The sequence below is a fragment of the Microcoleus sp. Pol11C2 genome, assembly GCF_036701505.1.
Lineage (GTDB): Bacteria > Cyanobacteriota > Cyanobacteriia > Cyanobacteriales > Microcoleaceae > Microcoleus.
Genome location: NZ_JAUBQX010000022.1, coordinates 61,687 through 79,661, shown reverse-complemented (window position 1 = coordinate 79,661; position 17,975 = coordinate 61,687). Strand labels below are relative to the sequence as shown.

Sequence of the window (17,975 nt, the reverse complement as noted above, 5' to 3'; positions counted from 1 at the left end):
TCATCCTTCTACGGACAGGGATGCTAGAATGTATCTAAAACGACTATTTTTTATCAATGGCTCGAAATGTCATACGTCGCCAGCATTCATATCTATCCGGTCAAGTCCCTTGACGGCATAGCAGTCAGTCAAGCAACTATTCTAGCCAGCGGAGCTCTAGAAGGCGATCGCTCTTTTGCAATCTGCGATGCAGCCGGAGAATTTGTTAACACTAAGCACAACAGCGGAGTCCGTTTTCTACGCTTATCCTTTGATATCAAAAAGAGAATTGCCGGCCTAAAAATTCAAGGCACCGAACAAGAAATATTTTTTCATGTAGATAGAGAACGCTTGGGAATAGAATCTTGGTTGAGCAGCTACTTCGGTTTTCCCGTCAAGTTAATTGAAAACTTGCTGACTGGTTTTCCCCACAATACCGCTGCACCAGGGCCAAGCATTATCAGTACCGAAACAATTGCCGAAGTTGCATCTTGGTTTCCGAGAGTTTGCGTTAATGAGATGCGCCATCGCTTGCGAGCTAATATTGAAATAGGAGATGTCCCGGCTTTTTGGGAAGACCAACTTTTCTCACAATCCGATGAAATTGTGAGGTTTAAAATAGGAACAGTAATATTTGAAGCTATTCATCCCGGTCAGCCATGTATCCTATCTACGCGAAAGTATGGGGCGAAAGCAGGCGAACCCAATTTTAAAAATATACTAACAGCCAAGCAGAAGGAAATCATGCCTGACTTGGTAAAAAAAGGGCATTTAAATCACTTTAGTCGGCTGATAGTTAACACGCGACTCGCACCTCAAGCAGCCGAAAAAATATTACACATAGGAGACGAAGTTCACATTCTCAGCGTCAGCAACTCTCTATTGAATACCATTTCTGATTAGTTGTAGGTTACGAGTCTGCTCAAGCCGGCGGCAACTCCAAAGAAAGTTGACCCAAAACACCAGTTCTAAAATCGTTTAACATCTGCCGCGCCGTTCGTTCGACATCTCCTTTATACTTGTCTTTTGCGACCTCGTGCAAATAATCTTCACCATTACTAGATGCTGGATCTAATTTATACCTGGATTTGAAACCAGATATTGATATCAAAGTCTCATCAGCCGCTTGCAGCCCTCGGAGCAAATCTACCATCGCTGCTGCTACTACCTGATTGTCGTAAGCTGCTTCGCCAATATCTTCGCAAATAGCTAATTTTATGGCATTTTCTTGATTGTTAATTCGGGTTGGGATCACTCCAGGCGCGTCTAATAATTCAATTTCGTCAGAAATGCGAATCCATCGGAGCGATTTGGTTACTCCAGCTCTGCGGGCACTGTCCACCACTCTCCGCCCTAACAGCCGATTAATTAAAGCAGATTTTCCGACATTGGGAAATCCCATCACCACTGCCCGGACTGGACGGGGCAGCATACCTCGATCGAACCTTCTTTTATTTAGCTGCACCCCAGCATCCTGCACGGCATCCGCCACAGCGTCTACTCCTTGACCGTGCTCGGCATTGGTAAAATACGCAGTTTCCCCCTGGGCCTCAAACCATGTTTCCCACGCCTCGCGCGATCGAGGTGTAATCATATCCATGCGGTTGATGACCAAGACTCGCGGCTTGCCGCCCACCCAGCTCGGCATTTGGGGGTGATAAGTAGCCAATGGAATGCGGGCATCTCGGACTTCGAGTACCACATCTACCCGCTTTAGCTGTTCTTTTAATGCCCGTTCAGCTTTGGCAATGTGACCGGGATACCAGTGAATTTTCATAATATGAAGGAAGAAGGAAGAAGGAAGAAGGAAGAAGGATGAGTGTAAGGAAAGAGAGAATTACAAAGGAAGGAACTAGGGAGGCAATCAGGAAGTAAGGAATCAAGAAGTAAGGAGGGAAAAGGGAAGAGGGAAAAGGGAAAATGAAAAAGGGAAAATGAAAAAGTAAGCTGTTAAGTATCTAACTTACACTGCTGAGATTAAGTAAAAAGAAAGAGTTTTCTTTCTGGCTTCTTCCTTATTCCCTCTTCCGTCTTCCTTCCTCCTTCTTCCTTCTTCCTTCTTCCTTATTCCCTCTTCCGTCTTCCTTCTTCCTTCTTCCTTCCTTAAGGCACAATCAAAACTGCACAAGGAGACAGATTGATCACCCGATTGGTAACGCTGTCAGACGCCCCATCATCGGTTAAACCCATCCCCCGACAGCCCATCACAATCAAATCGGCCCCAATTTCGTCAGCCACATCGCAAATCGTGAAAGCAGGTTTGCCTTCCCGTTCGATGATTTCAGCTTCAATTCCCTGCTGGGAAAACATCGATTGGGCCTCAGAAAGAAGTTTGGCGACTGCTTCGGGGGAAGTCATCACCTCTCGCGCGGGGGCGTCGGCCTCCTCGGCTGGGGGCTCGACTACCGAGAGAATAACTAAGCGAGAGCCGTAGGTTTTCACGATATTGACCACCTTTTCGGCAGCTTCGCGGGCTTCTCGGCTTTGATCTACAGGAAATAAGACAGTCTTGAACATACTGCGCATCTCCGGGACGCGGACTCCGATAAAATGTTTACGTTGAGCCAATCAGTGCCGTTTGTTTCATCTTCCGTTTTTTGTACGGACGCGGTTGAATGCGTCCGAGGCCCAAGTGCAAGTGACCAGTGCCGCCATTTCAACGGAATTCGACAAAAACACACATATTAGGAGGTTAATCCTGTGACAAAAAAAACTGTAGCAAATTTATCGGCATCGGACTTATCGGGCAAACGGGTATTGGTGCGGGCGGACTTTAACGTGCCGCTCGACAACGGCAATATCACCGATGATACTCGCATCCGGGCGGCTCTGCCGACAATTCAAGATTTAGCGTCCAAGGGCGCTAAGGTGATTTTGTGCAGCCACTTCGGCCGTCCCAAGGGTGTGACGGAGAAGTTGCGCTTGACGCCGGTTGCGAAACGGCTGTCGGAATTGTTGGGTAAAGAAGTCAAAAAGACTGACGACTGCATCGGTGATGAAGTCGCTGCTACAGTCGCCGGGATGCAAGATGGCGATGTGCTGTTGCTGGAAAATGTCCGCTTCTACCCAGAGGAGGAGGCCAACGACCCGGAATTTGCTAAGAAGTTAGCTTCTGTGGCCGATTTGTATGTCAATGATGCTTTTGGTACGGCTCACCGGGCTCACGCTTCTACTGAGGGCGTTACTAAGTATCTGAGTCCTTCTGTGGCTGGGTTTTTGATGGAGAAGGAACTGCAATATCTCGGCAGTGCGATCGACAATCCTCAGCGTCCTTTAGCTGCTATAATCGGCGGTTCTAAGGTTTCCAGCAAGATTGGAGTCATCGAAAAACTGCTCGAAAAGTGCGACAAACTGCTGTTGGGCGGTGGCATGGTTTTCACATTCTACAAAGCTCGTGGCTTGAACGTTGGCAAGTCTTTGGTGGAAGAGGACAAGCTGGAATTGGCTAAGTCTTTGGAAGCTAAAGCGAAGGAACGGGGAGTTACTTTTCTGTTACCTACTGATGTGGTAGTTGCTGACAAGTTTGCTGCTGATGCTAACACTCAAACTGTCTCTGTTGAAAGCATCCCCGACGGTTGGATGGGTTTGGATATCGGCCCGGATTCAGTAAAAACTTTCCAAGATGCTTTGGCCGATTGCAAAAGTGTCATCTGGAACGGGCCCATGGGCGTGTTTGAGATGGAGAAGTTTGCTGTAGGAACTGAAGGTATCGCTCATTCTTTGGCTGGACTTACTAAAACTGGTACTACCACAATTATCGGTGGTGGTGACTCGGTGGCGGCTGTGGAACAGTTGAATTTAGGTGAACAAATGAGCCACATTTCTACTGGTGGTGGTGCTAGTTTGGAGCTGCTCGAAGGTAAGGAATTGCCTGGTGTTGCTGCTTTAGATGAAGCTTAATTAAGTTAAGTAGGGCGGGCTTTGCCCGCCTTGCTGGAAGCAGGTCTATATCCTTGGCTGCGAATCATTTTTTTGAAGATTTACCGCAGAGGGCGCAGAGAACGCAGAGCAAGAGAAAAGAGAGAAGGATATCGGTTTAAAGTCTACAGTTGGCTAGTATAATTTGTTTGAAGTAGCAGTGAGGTTTGTTTGTGAAACTTAAACTCTTGGCAACTGTAACGGCAAGTTTAGCTTTGTTTGGGCTGGCAGCTCCCGTTAAGGCTCAAAATCCAGATCATGTTAGGCAATTGCTGGAAACTAAAGAATGCGAAGGTTGTGACTTGAGAAATGCTGATTTGTTCAAGGCTAGCTTGTACAGAGCTAATTTAAGAGGAGCGGATTTAAGCGGAGCAAATCTCTATGAAGCTAATTTGCTAGAAGCGGATTTAAGTGATGCTAATTTGGCAAATGCTAACTTAGTTAATGCCGAGATGTACGGTGCTGAATTGAATGGTGCTAATCTGCGAAATGCGGATTTGTCTAATGCTTTTTTGGGGCGAGCGAATTTGACGAGTGCGGATTTGCGCGGTGCTAAGCTTTTTAATGCGAATCTGGGCGAAGCTTATCTGCTGCAAGCTAATTTGTCGAATGCCGATTTGAGGCGTTCCCTGCTTTTTAGAGTGAATTTGAATCGTGCGAATTTAAGCGGAGCGGATATGTCTTTCGCGGATGTGCGCGATACTAATTTGCAGAATGCTATTTTGTCAAATACTAGGCTTCCTGGGGCTCAATTGACCGGGACAAATATTGATGCGGCAAATAACGTGCGGCAGGCTGGTTTGGAACGTGCCAACTTGCGAGGTACGAATTTGGGGCCAGGGGTTTGCGTGAGCACTAATTTTCCTTATTGTGTTTTGAATGTGGAATAATCTGCTTGCTGAGTGCGTCAGCCTCCATTTTTTGGCAGCTACGGGAGTTTTTGATTCCGACCCAAAACGGATACAAGCCCGCGACTTAAGTCGTGGAAAGATCAAAATTTTAGACTAAAGTTTTAGCTCCCCAATGAATCTGTGGAGTAAATCTAAAATCTAAAATCTAAAATCGGCTGACTCGCTGGCTGGCTGGCGCACCCTAAGTTGAGATACGAGCTAAGTTTGAGGTGGTTTGTATCCTCTTTCTAGGGCAAATCTCACAAGCTGGGCACGATTTTCTAACTGTAATTTACTGAAAATGCTGCCTAAATGAGCTTGCACAGTCCGGGGGCTAATAAACAGCCGATCGCTAATTTGTTTGTTAGTATAACCCTGGATCACTTCCCAAAAAACTCTTTCCTCGGCTGGTGTTAAAGGCAAAGGTGCAGGTGCTGGCAATACTGCTACCAATTGTGGTTCCACCGCCCTACCGCTAGAAGTTTGAAGCAGTCGGACAATCTCGGCGTGAATGCGGTGAGAGCGCTCTAACTGCGCCTTTACCTTAGCTAAGATTTCTTCAGACTGAAAAGGTTTTACCAAATAATCGTCACCGCCGATCGAATGACCTTCAACTTTTGACTCCAACTCGCCTTGACCCGACAAAAATATAAAGGGGACTAACTGTCCCAAACGGGTAGTTCGCAAACGGCGACAAAACTCAAACCCGTCCATTTCCGGCATCATGACATCTGAAATTACCAAATCTGGGGGGGCATTTTCAAACATCGAGAGCGCCTCAACCCCTGAATTAGCGCATTCCACCCGATATCCTTGACTTTCCAGGTACATTGCTAAGACTGTTTGACAGTCTGCTTCGTCGTCCACCACTAATATTCTTTCCATGACAGGCTTGCACCAATTCCAGTTGGACAGTTCTTGAAACTGCCAGTCCCAAAGTAGGAACTTAATTGAGTTTACCTCCTGCAACTTGATAAAGGCTCGCAATTTCAACACGCCACACTTTCTCAAATAGTCCAATTAGGGGCGCCGACCGCATAAAAGGGGAAGCAGTAGAGCAATATGGGGAACAATCTCCTTCTTGGATTCGCCTATCATCAAAAGCTACAACTTTTTACGAGGAAGCGTCAACTTTTATGCAGAAAATAGAAGGTAAAAGAAATAATTTTACCCTATAAAACAGAAATCTTAGTGACACTTACACTATTCCTAGACCCGACATTGAAAGGTTTTTAGATTTTTCTGGTTCGGACACAGGTACAAAAGGGACAACGCGACCAGGTGCTGCTGCTGGGGGCGGTCCGAACAAACTCGGGGCGGCAACCAACATACTTTCAATTATCGGTGCGGGTTCGGGGCGGCTGAACAGATACCCCTGCATGATATCGCACTGATGTTGTTTCAAAAAATCTAGTTCTGCTTCTGTTTCCACTCCCTCAGCAATTACAGTCATATTCAAACTGTGACCCAGTAAAATTACTGCTGTAGTAATAGCAGCATTTTGAGTATCTTCGTTGGCATTACGGACAAAAATTCGATCGATCTTTAAACTGTCAAAAGCAAATTGCTTAAGATATCCTAAAGTAGCGTAACCGGTCCCGAAGTCGTCAATAGCAATCCGAATTCCTAGAGCTTTAAGTTCGTTTAAAGTAGCGCCTGCTACAGTCGCATTTTCCACCAAAGCGCTTTCGGTCATTTCTAATTCTAAATTAGCAGGCTCCAAGCCTGTAGTTTCCAGTATTTGGACGATTCGCGCCTTGAGTTCCGGGTCGGACAACTGCCGGGCCGACAAGTTTACTGATATTGTAAAGGGCGAAAAGCCTGCAGCCAGCCAACTAGCGGCTTGAGCACAAGCTGAAAGCAGTACCCACTCGCCAATCTGAATAATTAAACCGGTTTCTTCTGCTAATGGAATAAATTCGCAGGGAGAAATTATACCTCGATCGGGATTTTGCCAGCGCACTAAAGCTTCGGCGCCGATAACTTGGCCGGTAGCAAGATTTACTTGTGGCTGATAGTATACCTGAAACTCACCTTGTGCCAAAGCGTGGCGCAGCAAAGCTTCGAGAGCAAACTTTTCAGGAGAGAGAGTCGTAACCTTGGTGGAGTCGTTAACTAAATCTTTGAGTCTGGCTTCTGCTTGGTTAAGCGCGACTGTCAGCGGTTGAGTAATAGTTTGCCGTTTCAAGACGCGAGAAGCAATGGCTCCCAGCAATTCACCCTTGGTAAACGGTTTTGTCAGGTAATCGTCTGCCCCCAAATCCATCCCCCGACGAAAATCGGTTTTGTCACTTTGAGCCGTGAGGAAAATAAATGGAATTGTTGCAGCTAGAGAGTTTTGCCGCAGAGTCCGCAACACGTCATAACCGTCGAGTTCCGGCATCTGCACGTCGCACAAAATTAAATCCGGTATCTCCGAAAGTGCCATCTGCACCCCTGCTCGACCGTTTTCAGCCGCAATAACCCGGTAGCTGTGAGATTCCAGGAGTTGCAGAAGAGTTTCCCGGATTAATTCGTCGTCTTCAATCACCAAAATTTTGAGCATGATACTTAGATAACAGATGGCACTATATATCTGAACCTGACTAACTCTAGCATACTCAAACTAGCAAATTAATACTTCAGCTAATTAGCCAATAAATGATTAGCCAAATGGCTGAATATTTCTCCTCTGTTCTTAACTCACAATCAAATAACTGCCCAAATAGGGAAGATTTCGATCTTTTTCCAGAGCAGAAAACTGCTGCGCCCGACTCGTTGGATAAATTTTTATTACAAAATATCCGAGATTTCTCATCAAAAAAAATTCAGCTAACAGTTTCAGTGCGCGGCTGCCGGAAATTACTCAGGCAATCACTTATATGATGTTCGGTTAATTGTTCATAATTAGTCTGTATTTGTACTGACAACTATAGTGTTATCTCAATCGATGAATCAGGAGGCAGCGTCCTGAGCCCGCCCAAAAAAGGATACTTGCTTTCAGGCAACAGTCGTGGAGAAATAAAAATTTTAGATTAAGGTTCAACTTGCCAGATTCATCTGTGAAGTGAATCTAAAATCTAAAATCTAAAATCGACTAACGGAGAACTTAATTATGGTTCTCTAACCAAAAATCATATTATCCACAGCCTTAATTCACAGGCTTAGGGGAAGTCGCGCAAAACTTTTCATCTACAATTGCAGAATTGATAGTGACAGCGTGCATGGATGATGACGGAATTATCAGGTCTTGCGGAACTACCACGGTCTTTTTACAAACCAGCTCGCTACTGCCTACAGAGGCAAAGTTCCAAGCATAAAATTCGGGAGTGCTGACTGTCGCATTGGCCGGATGTAAACCTAGTGCAGTCACTAATACTAATCCAAAAGTCACTAAAGCTACGATCGCGAATCTCAGCATATTCTTTGTTTGAACCCGACAACTTGTCTGATTGGTATTACCTTATTATTGCCTGGGTGGATAGAGAGCGTCAATAGCAGTTATTCTGCCGTCAGGTTCAACTCGTAAGCGATCGGCTCAGATGCTTGAGAAACTACCACGAATTCATAATAACCAGTATCATCCAGCAATCCAGACCAACTAAGCCCCTCTGCATCTTGCAGCAAAGCTCGTGCGCCCTTTGTCCGCCCCGGAGTATAAATTGACAGTAGAGTAGATTTGCGCGGTGCTTGCAAATTCACGCGCAAAGTTTGATTTTGAGCGAACCTGGCAATGTAAGCTTTCCCTTCTCCGGGTTTGAGATTGGCTGTGAGGCTTTTGCGGTTCGATAGGCGGTCAAATTCAACGCTTTCGACAGTTGCTCCAGCTTGTAAGGCTTCGAGTTCGTCGGCGGTAATTGCTTGCCAAATTTGTCCGATCGGCAAACCAATGATATTGCGATCGCGCGGCTGTTGTGGAAACCAATAAAAGAACCTAGCATCAGCCAAATCGTACAAAGCTCGACTGCTCAAATTCAGCTTGTTAACCTCTGTTTTCCAGCGATCGATATCTGTGGTGTCGTAACTGCCCAACCGCGCTCTAGCGTCGCTGCTGAGATTTTCCAGCTTGTCGAGCAACTCGTCGCCGATTTTCTGCCACCTTTCGCGCCACTGGCGATCTTCCTCGCCTTCTTTTAACAATCGTCCCCCCAATTCCGGGTATTTGGCATAAAAAGTCTCGTCCACAAGGTTGACGTAACCGCTATAGAATCGATCGTCAATTTTGAGCTTGACAAAGCGATCTTGCAAAGCATCTTCTTGCTGCTGCTTTGGGTTTGGAGACTGGGGAACTTTCTGTACTTTTGATTGCAGATTTAACAAAGAATTGCCCGCAAACCAGCCAACTCCCCCCATAGTTGAGAGCACCGCCACCACGAACAAAACCATTTTCCAAGCAGGCATTTTTTGCTGATTGCCAATAGCAGCAATTCGCACCGGAGTTCCCGGCAGTTTTGGCGTGGGGGCGGGCACGGGTATAGGCGAGAGATCCGGCGGCTGCGTGATCCCAAAATCTGGGGCTGCCGGCAAAGGTGGCTGTAAAGGCGGATTGCCGGAAAGAGCAAGCATTACCTCGCGAGCCGAGGAGTAACGCTGGCTCGGCTGTTGAGCAAGCATTTTATCCAGCACCAGGGACAAATTCGGAGACAGAGAACATTCCGCCCGCCAGTTCCAATTCAGCGTTTGGCTGTCGAGCAACTGATGCGGTTCCTTCCCCGTCAGCAACACCAAAACCGTGGCCGCCAGAGCGTACAAATCGCTGTGGGGAGAGACAATGCCCATCTGCATCTGTTCGACGGGAGCGTAGCCGAGCTTGCCGATGCGAGTCGCGGGGCCGGGAGTGCCGTTAGCCTCAGCGAAAAGAGACTCTACGGTGGCGGCGACTTGTTTTACTCCGCCGAAGTCGATTAGCACCGGCATCCCGTCAGAACTCCGCAGAATTAGGTTGTCCGGGGAGATGTCGCGGTGAAGCACTCCTAGAGAGTGAATGTATTCGAGCACGGGCAAAATCTGCAGCAGCAGTTGATTGATTTCTGCCTCTATAAACCGCAAACCCTGACGCTTGCGGGCGTCGAGCAGAAAGCGGTAGCTTTGACCGGGAACGTAGTCTTGGACAAGAAATAGGTAGCCTCGATCGCTGATACTGACGCGGAAGAGTTCGCGGAAGCGGGGGATTTGATTGTGTTGCAGCTTGTAGAGCACTCCCGCTTCCCGCTCGAACAGTTCCTCGGATTTTTGTAAAGCGTAACTTCCATGTACTTGGGGCGCAAATTCTTTTAAAACGCAGGGTTCGTTAAATCGGTGGGCATCTTCAGCGAGGTAGGTGCGCCCGAAGCCTCCGTGTCCCAATTCGCGGACGATGCGGTAGTGGTTGTTGAGAGTTATGCCGGGGTAGATGGGATTGTTCATGGGAACTTGCTGCGTCGGATTTTCACGCTTGACTGAGACTAGGAGTTTTGGGCGATCGCTGAATTAATCTTGACATAGTGTGTCAGTGTTTATTAGTCGATCGGCAGCTTGGCTATCCCCTGTGGTTATTGTGAAAACAGCGGTTTTGTGCTATGGAAGTTTATCTACTGCGACATATTTTCGATCGACCTCAAAGTGTGTTCAAATTTTTAGTGTCCAGCCCAATGTGCGATCGGGTCGCGCCGCGCTACTAATGGAATCTTGAGCGATCGGGGTGCAAAATAGGCATTTTAAGGAGCAAATCATGCAGCCAGAACAGCGTCAGCGAGCAATGGGGGCGTTTGAAGAGTTTTTGAGGGCGCCGCTTGAGGAACGATTGCAACACCAGCAGAATCGAGTTGCCGAATCCGGGGCGATCGCGCTTTTTCAAAAAGTCGCGGCCACAGTACCAGCTTACCAGACTTTCCTAGCTGCACTTAACATCAATCCCGCTTCAATTCAAACCTTTGAAGACTTCCAAAAATTGCCGCTAATTACCAAAGAGAATTATTTACGCTGTCACCCCTTACCTAAGTTGTGTTACGAGGGGAAATTAGAAAGTTGCGATTTCATTGCTGTTTCATCTGGTTCGACAGGAAACCCGACATTTTGGCCGCGTTTTATCAGTGACGAGTTGCAAATTGCTGCTCGTTTTGAACAAATATTTCACGACAGTTTTTACGCCGACACTCGCTCAACTTTAGCTGTCATTTGCTTTGCGTTGGGAACTTGGGTAGGCGGAATGTACACGGCAAATTGCTGCCGGTATTTAGCGAGTAAGGGCTATCCAGTTACAGTTGTGACGCCTGGAAATAATAAGACTGAAATATTTCGAGTTGTGCAGGAACTTGGGGACCATTTCGAGCAAGTAGTATTGTTGGGATATCCGCCGTTTATCAAGGATGTGATTGATAGCGGAATTGCTGGGGGTGTGGAGTGGCAAAAATACCGAATTAAGATGGTGTTTGCGGGGGAAGTGTTTAGCGAAGAATGGCGGAGTTTGGTGAGCGATCGCACTAATTCTGACAATCTATATTACAACTCTGCGAGCCTTTACGGTACTGCGGATGCCGGCGTTTTGGGCAACGAGACACCGCTGAGCATTTGCATCCGCCGCTTTTTAGCAAAGAAGCCGGAAGCAGCACGCAATTTATTCGGGGAATCGCGCTTGCCAACGCTGGTGCAGTACGATCCAAAAAGTCGCTTTTTTGAAGTGAATAATGACGGCACGCTGTTATTTTCTGGCGACAACGGCATCCCGCTAATACGCTATCACATCTCCGATAACGGCGGTTTAATTTGTTACGAAGCAATGCTCAATTTTTTGGCAGAATGGGGATTTAACCCTGTGGCACGTTTGCAGCAAGAAGCAGGTATGAAAGTTTCTGATTTCCCCAGAGGAATTCGCTGCCTGCCCTTTGTCTATGTATTTGGGCGATCGCACTTTACCGTTTCCTACTTCGGTGCTAACATTTACCCGGAAAATGTCACCGTAGGTTTAGAAGTTCCCACCATTCGGGAATGGGTGACTGGAAAATTTGTGCTGCAAGTCAAGGAAAATGCGGATCGAAATCGGTTTTTATCGGTGGTTGTGGAATTAGCAGCGGGGGTGGAGGGCGACGAGGAGATACAGGAGGCGATCGCATCTTCAATTCTCGCGCAATTGCGACGGCTAAACAGCGAATTTGCTAATTACGTGCCACCAGAATATCAGTTACCTGTGGTGACATTAACTGCGATGGGCGATGCGGAGTATTTTCCGATTGGGGTAAAGCACCGATACACGCGGCAGTAAACCGTGTTTTTGTCAGTAGGGGCTGGACTAAACTGTATCGGGCTCAATATTGAATTCTCGCAGTTTCGCGGCCAGGCGATGGGTTCGTTTCTGCCCGCAGGACTATTCTGGAAGCCCGATCCCGCTTTTTGCCGAAATACGCGATCGAACACCCAATAATTAGTTTTTAACTATTAGCAACTACCCTTTTATTGACCGTCAGTTTGTCTGAGAGCCGCCAGAATTTCCGGTCGTTTCATGCGCGCGTAGCCCCGCACTTTCCTGTCTTTGCCGATCGCCTTCAACCGTCTCAGCGAAAGACCTTCGTAGTCTTCCTCTGGGGACGGAAACGGCAACTCTAACTGCAACTGCGGTAACTGAGGTTTTTGCTGTGCTTTCGACTGCTTCTTCGGCTGCGTTTTTGACTGCTTCTTCGGCGGTGCATCGGGCTGTCTTTCTGAGTGAGTCCCTGCGGCTCCCAGTTGGTGGCGGAGCGTTTCAATTTGATTTTTCAGGTCATTTTCTACCTCTTCAATGGCGTCAGAAACAAACTGATTAATTGTTTGGACTGTGCGTTCTAATTTTATTGACAGCAGTCTTTCCAGTTCATCCAACTGTCTCAAAGCACCTTCAAGATTTACCTCAGACATAACAGCGGATGTTGGCGGACGGTTGCTGCTCGATTGTTCAATTTTTTTAGCCATTTTATCTACCTTTTCATGAAATGCTTTTTCTACTTGTTCGAGCAAATGCTTAATCTGTTCTATTTGGTTACGCTCAAAGTTCTGCTCACTTAGAGCTTTTACGTGCTTTTTTAGCAGATCTTCATTTTTTTTAACAGATTGTTCTATTTGTTTTGTTAGACTATCTACCTTTTTTTGAAATGATAGCTCAAATTGTTGCAGTAGAGTCTCAATTTGTGCTGTTTTAGGAGTCGGTTGCGGAGCTAAATGTTCCATTTCTGCTTGAGCAACAGCTACCTCCTCGTCGGTCATTTCAAATACCCACGCCCACATTTGCTCGGTGCCAAGTTCTTTAGCAACAATACACCAATCTGAGCCGCAGACCACTTCATATTCTTCTTCGTTGCTGTAAGCTTCAGTGGGGCGTACAATTAAAGGAATTAAGTTGCTGCCTTGCTCGATCAGACTTCTCCTGAGAGCTTCGCGGCGTTCGCGAGGAATTTCGCCCCGATGAGGCTCTGGTATGGCAATTTGGGAAGTGTAAATCTGAGTGTGACTAATTGGCTTAATCCGCAAATATTCAACTATTTGGTTTTGATCGGACGATCGATCCATCTTGTTACAAGTCCCCTTTTGTCATTAAAATCTGCTGTGTAGGTATTTTATGTATGTTTGCACTTTACAGCCGGCGTTTTAAGGGATGCAGGACTAACCCAAGAACTCTAATTGTAGGGTGCGAGACAAACACCTTACCCAGACCGTGGTAAGTTAAAGGGTTTCTGGGGCTGAGTCTTCCCAGTCTGCGATCGAACTCAGTTATCTGGAGGAGATATGGCGTTGCTGCTGTACCTGTGCGAGGGGCTGTGCGGTGACAGCCCGGGCGATGGCGTCCCGCCCCGCAAGCTACGGCAAAAGTTACTGCAATTCCTAAAAAAAGCTACTGTGATGAGTTTAACTGGCTGTGAGACACCAAGGATACACTGCTTTACTCATCTTTACTTTTTTTGGCGTCAGGGCGATCGGGCTGGCGTTGCGAGTTGCGATCGCAATTCGATTTATACGATAGCCAGCTTTAATATCCCCTTTATTCTTTAGTTTCCAGCGAGAGGGACGGAAGTTTGTGTAGGAGGGGTTTGAACCGCCGAGTCATATCGGGTTTTTCAACTTTTGTCGGACGGGCTTTGAGGGCCCCAAAAATGCAATTGAGATGGCTGAAAACTTATAAATATTTTTGCCACTTGTCAATAAGCTTAATCATTGTTTTCTCGCCTAACCCTTTACCTTTCATGCGTTCCAACACATTTTCAAATGAGGTAAATGGCTCCAAATCTCGCTGTTTGATGATGTGGTCTATTATTGTTTGAGATTTGATGCCAGCATTTTTCAAATTTATCCTCAGTTGGGATTCCTTTTGAGTGTTGAGTGCTTCCAACAGCGGAACAGGTTTGGGAAGGCGGCTTTCAACTTCTTTAACCCTCTCTATCAGCGCCTGTTTTTCCCGCGTATACTCGGCTTTCAATTCATTAATTCTGTTTTCCAATCGAGTTTCAATATTTGTCAGCCGCTGTTCAAAGCTGGAGGACGGTTGCGGAACCACACTTACACTTTGATTCTCAGGGATTGCGGTTTTTCTGAGAATTTCAAGTTGTTCGAGGAGAAGCTCTTCATTTTCTTCTTCCAAGATGAATGCTCCGATTGTCTCGCCCTTGAGAGGTTCTATTTCCTTTGCTCTTGCCGCCGCATAGTATTCAAAGTCTCCGTCTACTATTTCGTAAGCATCCATACTCGTGCGGCGGACAAGGATCGGATTAATCAAGCCTCCTGAATCTAAAATTAGTCGGGCTAATTTCTCCAAATCAGGCTCGGCAAAATTGGAACGGGGAACTGTGCACGTAATTCTTTTCACTGCAACCAGGGACGGAAATAATTTTTTCATGAGTTTTTACCTATTTTTTCCAAAACTTCGATTGCTAGCATTTCAAATTCTTGAGATGCAATGGAATCGGGCTTAAAGTCGAGCACTGAAATCGGATCGGCGATTTCCATATTTCCCACGATTTGCATTTGTTCTGCACACTTTGCTAAATCGTCTCTCTCGTAAATTACGCTGTCCATGATTTCCATACCGTAGCGTTTGGGAATTGCCTCCCTCCGCTTGGGCAAACTGTATTGTACAAATTTAGTATTAGTGGAGATTTTACAAGGGAGGACGCCTAAAACTTCTAAAGGTTTCTTGCCGATTAGTTTCCTGAATCCGTTGACTGTTTTGATAAAATCCTTCACATTAACCAATCCTTGATTGGCAAAAGGTTTTAAGTCAGAAGGAATAATTAAATACTCCGCCGCAATCAGGGCCACTCTCGCGTAAAAATTCAAAGATGGCGGCGTATCAATCAGTACAATATCATACTTATCTTGTACTTCTTCTAGTTTTCTAATTAAAATCATGCGGCTGTAATCTAATTGATTGAATGTGGTTTCTTGCTCCATTAAATTGATGTGGGCCGGAATCACATCAATTGCGGGATTGCAAAAACTTGACTTGCGAGCTACTTCGGCGAGCGAGTAACCATCTTCATATTGCAAAACGTGAAGAATATTGCTATCTTTCAAATCATCTTGTTCTTCATCCTCAAATTTTACTAAACCTGTCGCAAAGGTTGTATTTGCCTGACTGTCTAAGTCGATTACCAAGACTCTTTTACCTTTCTTGCTCAGCGCTGCAGCTAAATTGACTACTGTTGTAGTTTTGCCAACGCCGCCTTTATTGTGGTAAACTGCAATAATTTTCATCGTATTTTGGCTTTTTTTGGGAACGGTTACATCGGATTTAACTTGAGGCTTAACGGGATTATTTTCAGGTATTTGTTCCGGTTTTGAGATTTGACTTGGCTCAGGTTCTGCGGTGGCGGGATTGTTGGGCTGTACTGGGACTTCGCTAATTAACTCAGGACTAACCAAATTAATTTTACTATCTTCCAGTTCGAGATTATCGGGATTTTTTATAAATTTTAAACGCTCTCTGCCAATTAAAGCGATAATTTCATCAATTCTATTTTCAATGTCTTTTCCAGCACACTTAAAGACTAGCTGAATATCATCGGCGACTCTTTGGTAAATTCTAATTTCTTTACCGTTAGTTATGAGGCCGTAGCGGATGCTCAAACTTGTTAAATACCGATGGAGTTTTCGCAGGTGGCGGTCTAAATTTTCCTTCGGATGTTTTGCCTCCATAACTACACTCATCGGCGAGTCTGCATCCACAACTATGGGGATAACTTGAGTGGCAAATGAGAGGAAGTCTAGACGAATATTCCCAAAAGTGACTTCTTGGTGCCAAGTGTCGGGCGTATAGCCTAACTTGGGTAGCAGATAGCTGACAATCAGTTTGCTTTCTACTTCGCTTTCGTTGCGACAGTTATTGGGATTGAAAGTCATTCGATTTTAGATTTTAGATTTTAGATTTTAGATGGGGAATGACTGATTTAATAATGGTACGGATTGTGATATTGACGGTAGGGCGCGCATTCCGCCCCTTAAAAAGGCTATGGGTTGTAATATCGAAAAACCCGGTTGTGTTTGACAAACCGGGTTTTTCTGGCATTTATCGCATTTAAAACTTACTTTGTTTTAGCGTTAAATTCCTGCAATGTTTGATAGCCACCAGCGGGATTGTACAAGTGACAGTTGTCGGCAATCCGCTTCATTAAAGACCAAGAAAATTCTGTTTCGTAGAGATGATCTTGCCAATTTTCCTTTAAGCTGCTGTGGGCGAGGCGCAAATTGTACCAGGGAATAGCAGTTGAAAGGTGGTGGGGAACGTGGACGTTAATGTCGTGGCACAGAAACTCTACCCAGCGGGGATAATCGCAGTGAACTGTTCCCGACAGTTGCGCTTGGGCTTCGTTCCATTCTTCGGGTTCTTTAAATGAAATGTCTGGTGCTGTGTGGTGAACGATCGTAAAAGTGCTCATCCAGAAATGGTAAACCAGCCAGGGCATCAACCAAAATTTGACAAATCCCCAAATGCCTGTGGTTGCAATTAAAATCGGGAATCCGATCGCAGCACCGATTAAAACTACTAACACAGAAAACCGGACTTGTTCTTGTTTCTGTTTGCCGTTGAAGCGCCACCACATAAAGTGTACTTTTGCCCAGTGGGCGATCGAGCCGACCCACCACATAGGACCAAATATTAAACTATAAGCGATTTGTAAAGGCTTGGACGCGCCAGCGTAGTCTGCTGCTGTCATCGGGTGCCAAGCATTATCCTCGCCAATTTTGTTGGTGTGCTTGTGGTGATAATTGTGTCCGTGCCGCCATGCGTGAAACGGGAAAATTAACGGCAGAAATGCGATATGTCCGACTAAATCGTTTACCCAGCGGCGGTTAGCAAATGACCGATGCCCGCAGTCGTGACCGATCACAAAAAAACCGGTTAATCCGGTGCCTGTGAAAATCCACATTAGGGGTAGTAGAAACCAAGGAGAGACTGCTATGCCCCAGTAACCGACAGCAACTAAAAGAACGTTGACGATTACTTTTGTCCAAGCTTTGCGGGGATTTTTGACGAATACTTCCCGCGGCAGGGTTTTGAGAATATCTTTCAGGCGCAGGTTAGAAGTGTCACTTGCGGATGTCAAATTTAGTGGTTTTTCGATCGATGCTGTCATAAATTGATTTCGATTCTCCGTATGCCATGAGGATGGCTTAACAAATTAGCGCAATAAAAAAGCGCCGTAAAATGTCAGCTCGTTGCCAGCAAGCAGCAGACGAGTTGAGCTGTAGGCAAGCGCGTTTTAGCAAAAGCTAGCGATCGCTATCCGCAGTTAGGAATTTCTAGCACTATTGGCAAAAAACACTGCGGGTAGCAAAACATTCGTTTTTATAACACAGGGCCAGGACAATTAGCATTAGCGACTGTTGTCTGCTAATTGCTGTTCCTGCCAGAAATGGGGTCGATCTCCCGCAAGCCAGCGATCGAGCGCTGTTTGAGGCTTTGCACTTCCAGCAGCAAGGATTCGATTTCCGCTTGCAAGTGCAGGAACTTAACTTGCTGATCGGCTTGGTAGGGGCACTTCACTGAATTTACTTTGCGGGCAAAACTGGTCGATAGCGTAGAAGAACTAGCCATTTCGGGATTGCTCGCGGTAACTTGAGGCCGGGAAAGAGTCGATGAATTATTTGACATTAGTAATTGGGTAGACATATCTACACATTCACACCATTAAGTTACTTTAACCTGAACCGATCGTATTAAACATCAAATTAACCGATCGAGCTAAAATTAGTGTAAATTCTTTGGCC

16 protein-coding genes are annotated in these 17,975 nt (G+C 45.9%); 5 read left to right on the top strand and 11 right to left on the bottom strand.

All coding sequences use genetic code 11. From position 1 onward, the window contains the following. The first annotated feature begins 66 nt into the window (after positions 1-66). Complete coding sequence (locus QUA42_RS14855; RefSeq protein ID WP_333137941.1) at positions 67-882, top strand: MOSC N-terminal beta barrel domain-containing protein; 816 nt, start codon at positions 67-69, stop codon at positions 880-882. Between the two features lie 19 nt (positions 883-901). Here the strand turns inward: QUA42_RS14855 and ylqF are convergent, their stop codons facing one another. Both ylqF and QUA42_RS14845 read right to left on the bottom strand, forming a co-directional pair. Next, on the bottom strand, positions 902-1,756 hold the full coding sequence (gene ylqF / locus QUA42_RS14850) for a ribosome biogenesis GTPase YlqF (RefSeq protein WP_333137940.1): 855 nt from the start codon (positions 1,754-1,756) through the stop codon (positions 902-904). Between the two features lie 326 nt (positions 1,757-2,082). Beyond that, on the bottom strand, positions 2,083-2,496 hold the full coding sequence (locus tag QUA42_RS14845; RefSeq protein ID WP_333128466.1) for a universal stress protein: 414 nt from the start codon (positions 2,494-2,496) through the stop codon (positions 2,083-2,085). Between the two features lie 183 nt (positions 2,497-2,679). Here QUA42_RS14845 and QUA42_RS14840 point away from each other — a divergent pair, with 183 nt between their 5' ends. Both QUA42_RS14840 and QUA42_RS14835 read left to right on the top strand, forming a co-directional pair. Further along, a complete protein-coding gene (locus QUA42_RS14840; protein WP_333137939.1) occupies positions 2,680-3,879 on the top strand; it encodes a phosphoglycerate kinase in 1,200 nt (399 codons plus the stop codon). Between the two features lie 191 nt (positions 3,880-4,070). After that, entirely contained in the window at positions 4,071-4,787 is a 717-nt protein-coding gene (locus tag QUA42_RS14835) for a pentapeptide repeat-containing protein (protein WP_333137938.1), read from the top strand. Positions 4,788-5,006: 219 nt separating this feature from the next. Here QUA42_RS14835 and QUA42_RS14830 read toward each other — a convergent pair whose 3' ends face one another. The 4 genes from QUA42_RS14830 to QUA42_RS14815 form a co-directional block, all read right to left on the bottom strand. Further along, positions 5,007-5,783, bottom strand: coding sequence for a response regulator (locus tag QUA42_RS14830; protein WP_445301317.1), 777 nt, complete (start codon positions 5,781-5,783; stop codon positions 5,007-5,009). A gap of 202 nt (positions 5,784-5,985) precedes the next feature. Beyond that, on the bottom strand, positions 5,986-7,332 hold the full coding sequence (locus QUA42_RS14825; protein WP_333137937.1) for an EAL domain-containing response regulator: 1,347 nt from the start codon (positions 7,330-7,332) through the stop codon (positions 5,986-5,988). Between the two features lie 585 nt (positions 7,333-7,917). Then, complete coding sequence (locus QUA42_RS14820; RefSeq protein WP_333137936.1) at positions 7,918-8,187, bottom strand: hypothetical protein; 270 nt, start codon at positions 8,185-8,187, stop codon at positions 7,918-7,920. A gap of 80 nt (positions 8,188-8,267) precedes the next feature. Further along, positions 8,268-10,172 (bottom strand): serine/threonine-protein kinase, encoded by a 1,905-nt coding sequence (locus tag QUA42_RS14815; protein ID WP_333137935.1) that lies wholly within the window; start codon positions 10,170-10,172, stop codon positions 8,268-8,270. Between the two features lie 304 nt (positions 10,173-10,476). On the opposite strand from QUA42_RS14815, the gene QUA42_RS14810 reads away from it, so the two are divergent. Further along, positions 10,477-12,006, top strand: coding sequence for a phenylacetate--CoA ligase family protein (locus QUA42_RS14810; protein ID WP_333137934.1), 1,530 nt, complete (start codon positions 10,477-10,479; stop codon positions 12,004-12,006). A gap of 188 nt (positions 12,007-12,194) precedes the next feature. Here QUA42_RS14810 and QUA42_RS14805 read toward each other — a convergent pair whose 3' ends face one another. Continuing rightward, the gene (locus QUA42_RS14805) at positions 12,195-13,283 is read right to left on the bottom strand and encodes a Rho termination factor (modular protein) (protein WP_333137933.1); all 1,089 of its coding nucleotides are present in this window, start codon (positions 13,281-13,283) and stop codon (positions 12,195-12,197) included. A 216-nt stretch (positions 13,284-13,499) separates the two neighbouring features. On the opposite strand from QUA42_RS14805, the gene QUA42_RS14800 reads away from it, so the two are divergent. Further along, positions 13,500-13,763 carry a hypothetical protein gene (locus QUA42_RS14800; protein ID WP_333137932.1) on the top strand — a complete coding sequence of 88 codons (264 nt, stop codon included), beginning with the start codon at positions 13,500-13,502 and terminating at the stop codon, positions 13,761-13,763. A 124-nt stretch (positions 13,764-13,887) separates the two neighbouring features. Here the strand turns inward: QUA42_RS14800 and QUA42_RS14795 are convergent, their stop codons facing one another. The 4 genes from QUA42_RS14795 to QUA42_RS14780 all read right to left on the bottom strand — a co-directional run bounded on the left by QUA42_RS14795 (position 13,888) and on the right by QUA42_RS14780 (position 17,877). Next, the gene (locus tag QUA42_RS14795; protein ID WP_333137931.1) at positions 13,888-14,604 is read right to left on the bottom strand and encodes a ParB N-terminal domain-containing protein; all 717 of its coding nucleotides are present in this window, start codon (positions 14,602-14,604) and stop codon (positions 13,888-13,890) included. Further along, the gene (locus QUA42_RS14790; RefSeq protein WP_333137930.1) at positions 14,601-16,106 is read right to left on the bottom strand and encodes an AAA family ATPase; all 1,506 of its coding nucleotides are present in this window, start codon (positions 16,104-16,106) and stop codon (positions 14,601-14,603) included. The genes QUA42_RS14795 and QUA42_RS14790 overlap by 4 nt, the downstream gene beginning before the upstream one ends. Before the next feature lie 182 nt (positions 16,107-16,288). Then, the gene (locus QUA42_RS14785) at positions 16,289-17,341 is read right to left on the bottom strand and encodes a fatty acid desaturase (RefSeq protein ID WP_333137929.1); all 1,053 of its coding nucleotides are present in this window, start codon (positions 17,339-17,341) and stop codon (positions 16,289-16,291) included. 257 nt (positions 17,342-17,598) lie between these two features. Next, positions 17,599-17,877: a hypothetical protein gene (locus QUA42_RS14780; RefSeq protein ID WP_333037450.1), complete on the bottom strand. Its 279-nt coding sequence runs from the start codon at positions 17,875-17,877 to the stop codon at positions 17,599-17,601. Between the last annotated feature and the right edge of the window lie 98 nt (positions 17,878-17,975).

Excerpts from the sequence above, each read along its gene's own strand:
- QUA42_RS14845 (WP_333128466.1), bottom strand. The coding sequence starts at position 2,496 with ATGTTCAAGACTGTCTTATTTCCTGTAGATCAAAGCCGAGAAGCCCGC.
- QUA42_RS14815 (WP_333137935.1), bottom strand. The coding sequence starts at position 10,172 with ATGAACAATCCCATCTACCCCGGCATAACTCTCAACAACCACTACCGC.
- QUA42_RS14795 (WP_333137931.1), bottom strand. The coding sequence starts at position 14,604 with ATGAAAAAATTATTTCCGTCCCTGGTTGCAGTGAAAAGAATTACGTGC.
- QUA42_RS14780 (WP_333037450.1), bottom strand. The coding sequence starts at position 17,877 with ATGTCTACCCAATTACTAATGTCAAATAATTCATCGACTCTTTCCCGG.
- QUA42_RS14810 (WP_333137934.1), top strand. The coding sequence starts at position 10,477 with ATGCAGCCAGAACAGCGTCAGCGAGCAATGGGGGCGTTTGAAGAGTTT.
- QUA42_RS14790 (WP_333137930.1), bottom strand. The coding sequence starts at position 16,106 with ATGACTTTCAATCCCAATAACTGTCGCAACGAAAGCGAAGTAGAAAGC.
- ylqF (WP_333137940.1), bottom strand. The coding sequence starts at position 1,756 with ATGAAAATTCACTGGTATCCCGGTCACATTGCCAAAGCTGAACGGGCA.
- QUA42_RS14855 (WP_333137941.1), top strand. The coding sequence starts at position 67 with ATGTCATACGTCGCCAGCATTCATATCTATCCGGTCAAGTCCCTTGAC.
- QUA42_RS14800 (WP_333137932.1), top strand. The coding sequence starts at position 13,500 with ATGGCGTTGCTGCTGTACCTGTGCGAGGGGCTGTGCGGTGACAGCCCG.
- QUA42_RS14820 (WP_333137936.1), bottom strand. The coding sequence starts at position 8,187 with ATGCTGAGATTCGCGATCGTAGCTTTAGTGACTTTTGGATTAGTATTA.
- QUA42_RS14805 (WP_333137933.1), bottom strand. The coding sequence starts at position 13,283 with ATGGATCGATCGTCCGATCAAAACCAAATAGTTGAATATTTGCGGATT.
- QUA42_RS14785 (WP_333137929.1), bottom strand. The coding sequence starts at position 17,341 with ATGACAGCATCGATCGAAAAACCACTAAATTTGACATCCGCAAGTGAC.
- QUA42_RS14825 (WP_333137937.1), bottom strand. The coding sequence starts at position 7,332 with ATGCTCAAAATTTTGGTGATTGAAGACGACGAATTAATCCGGGAAACT.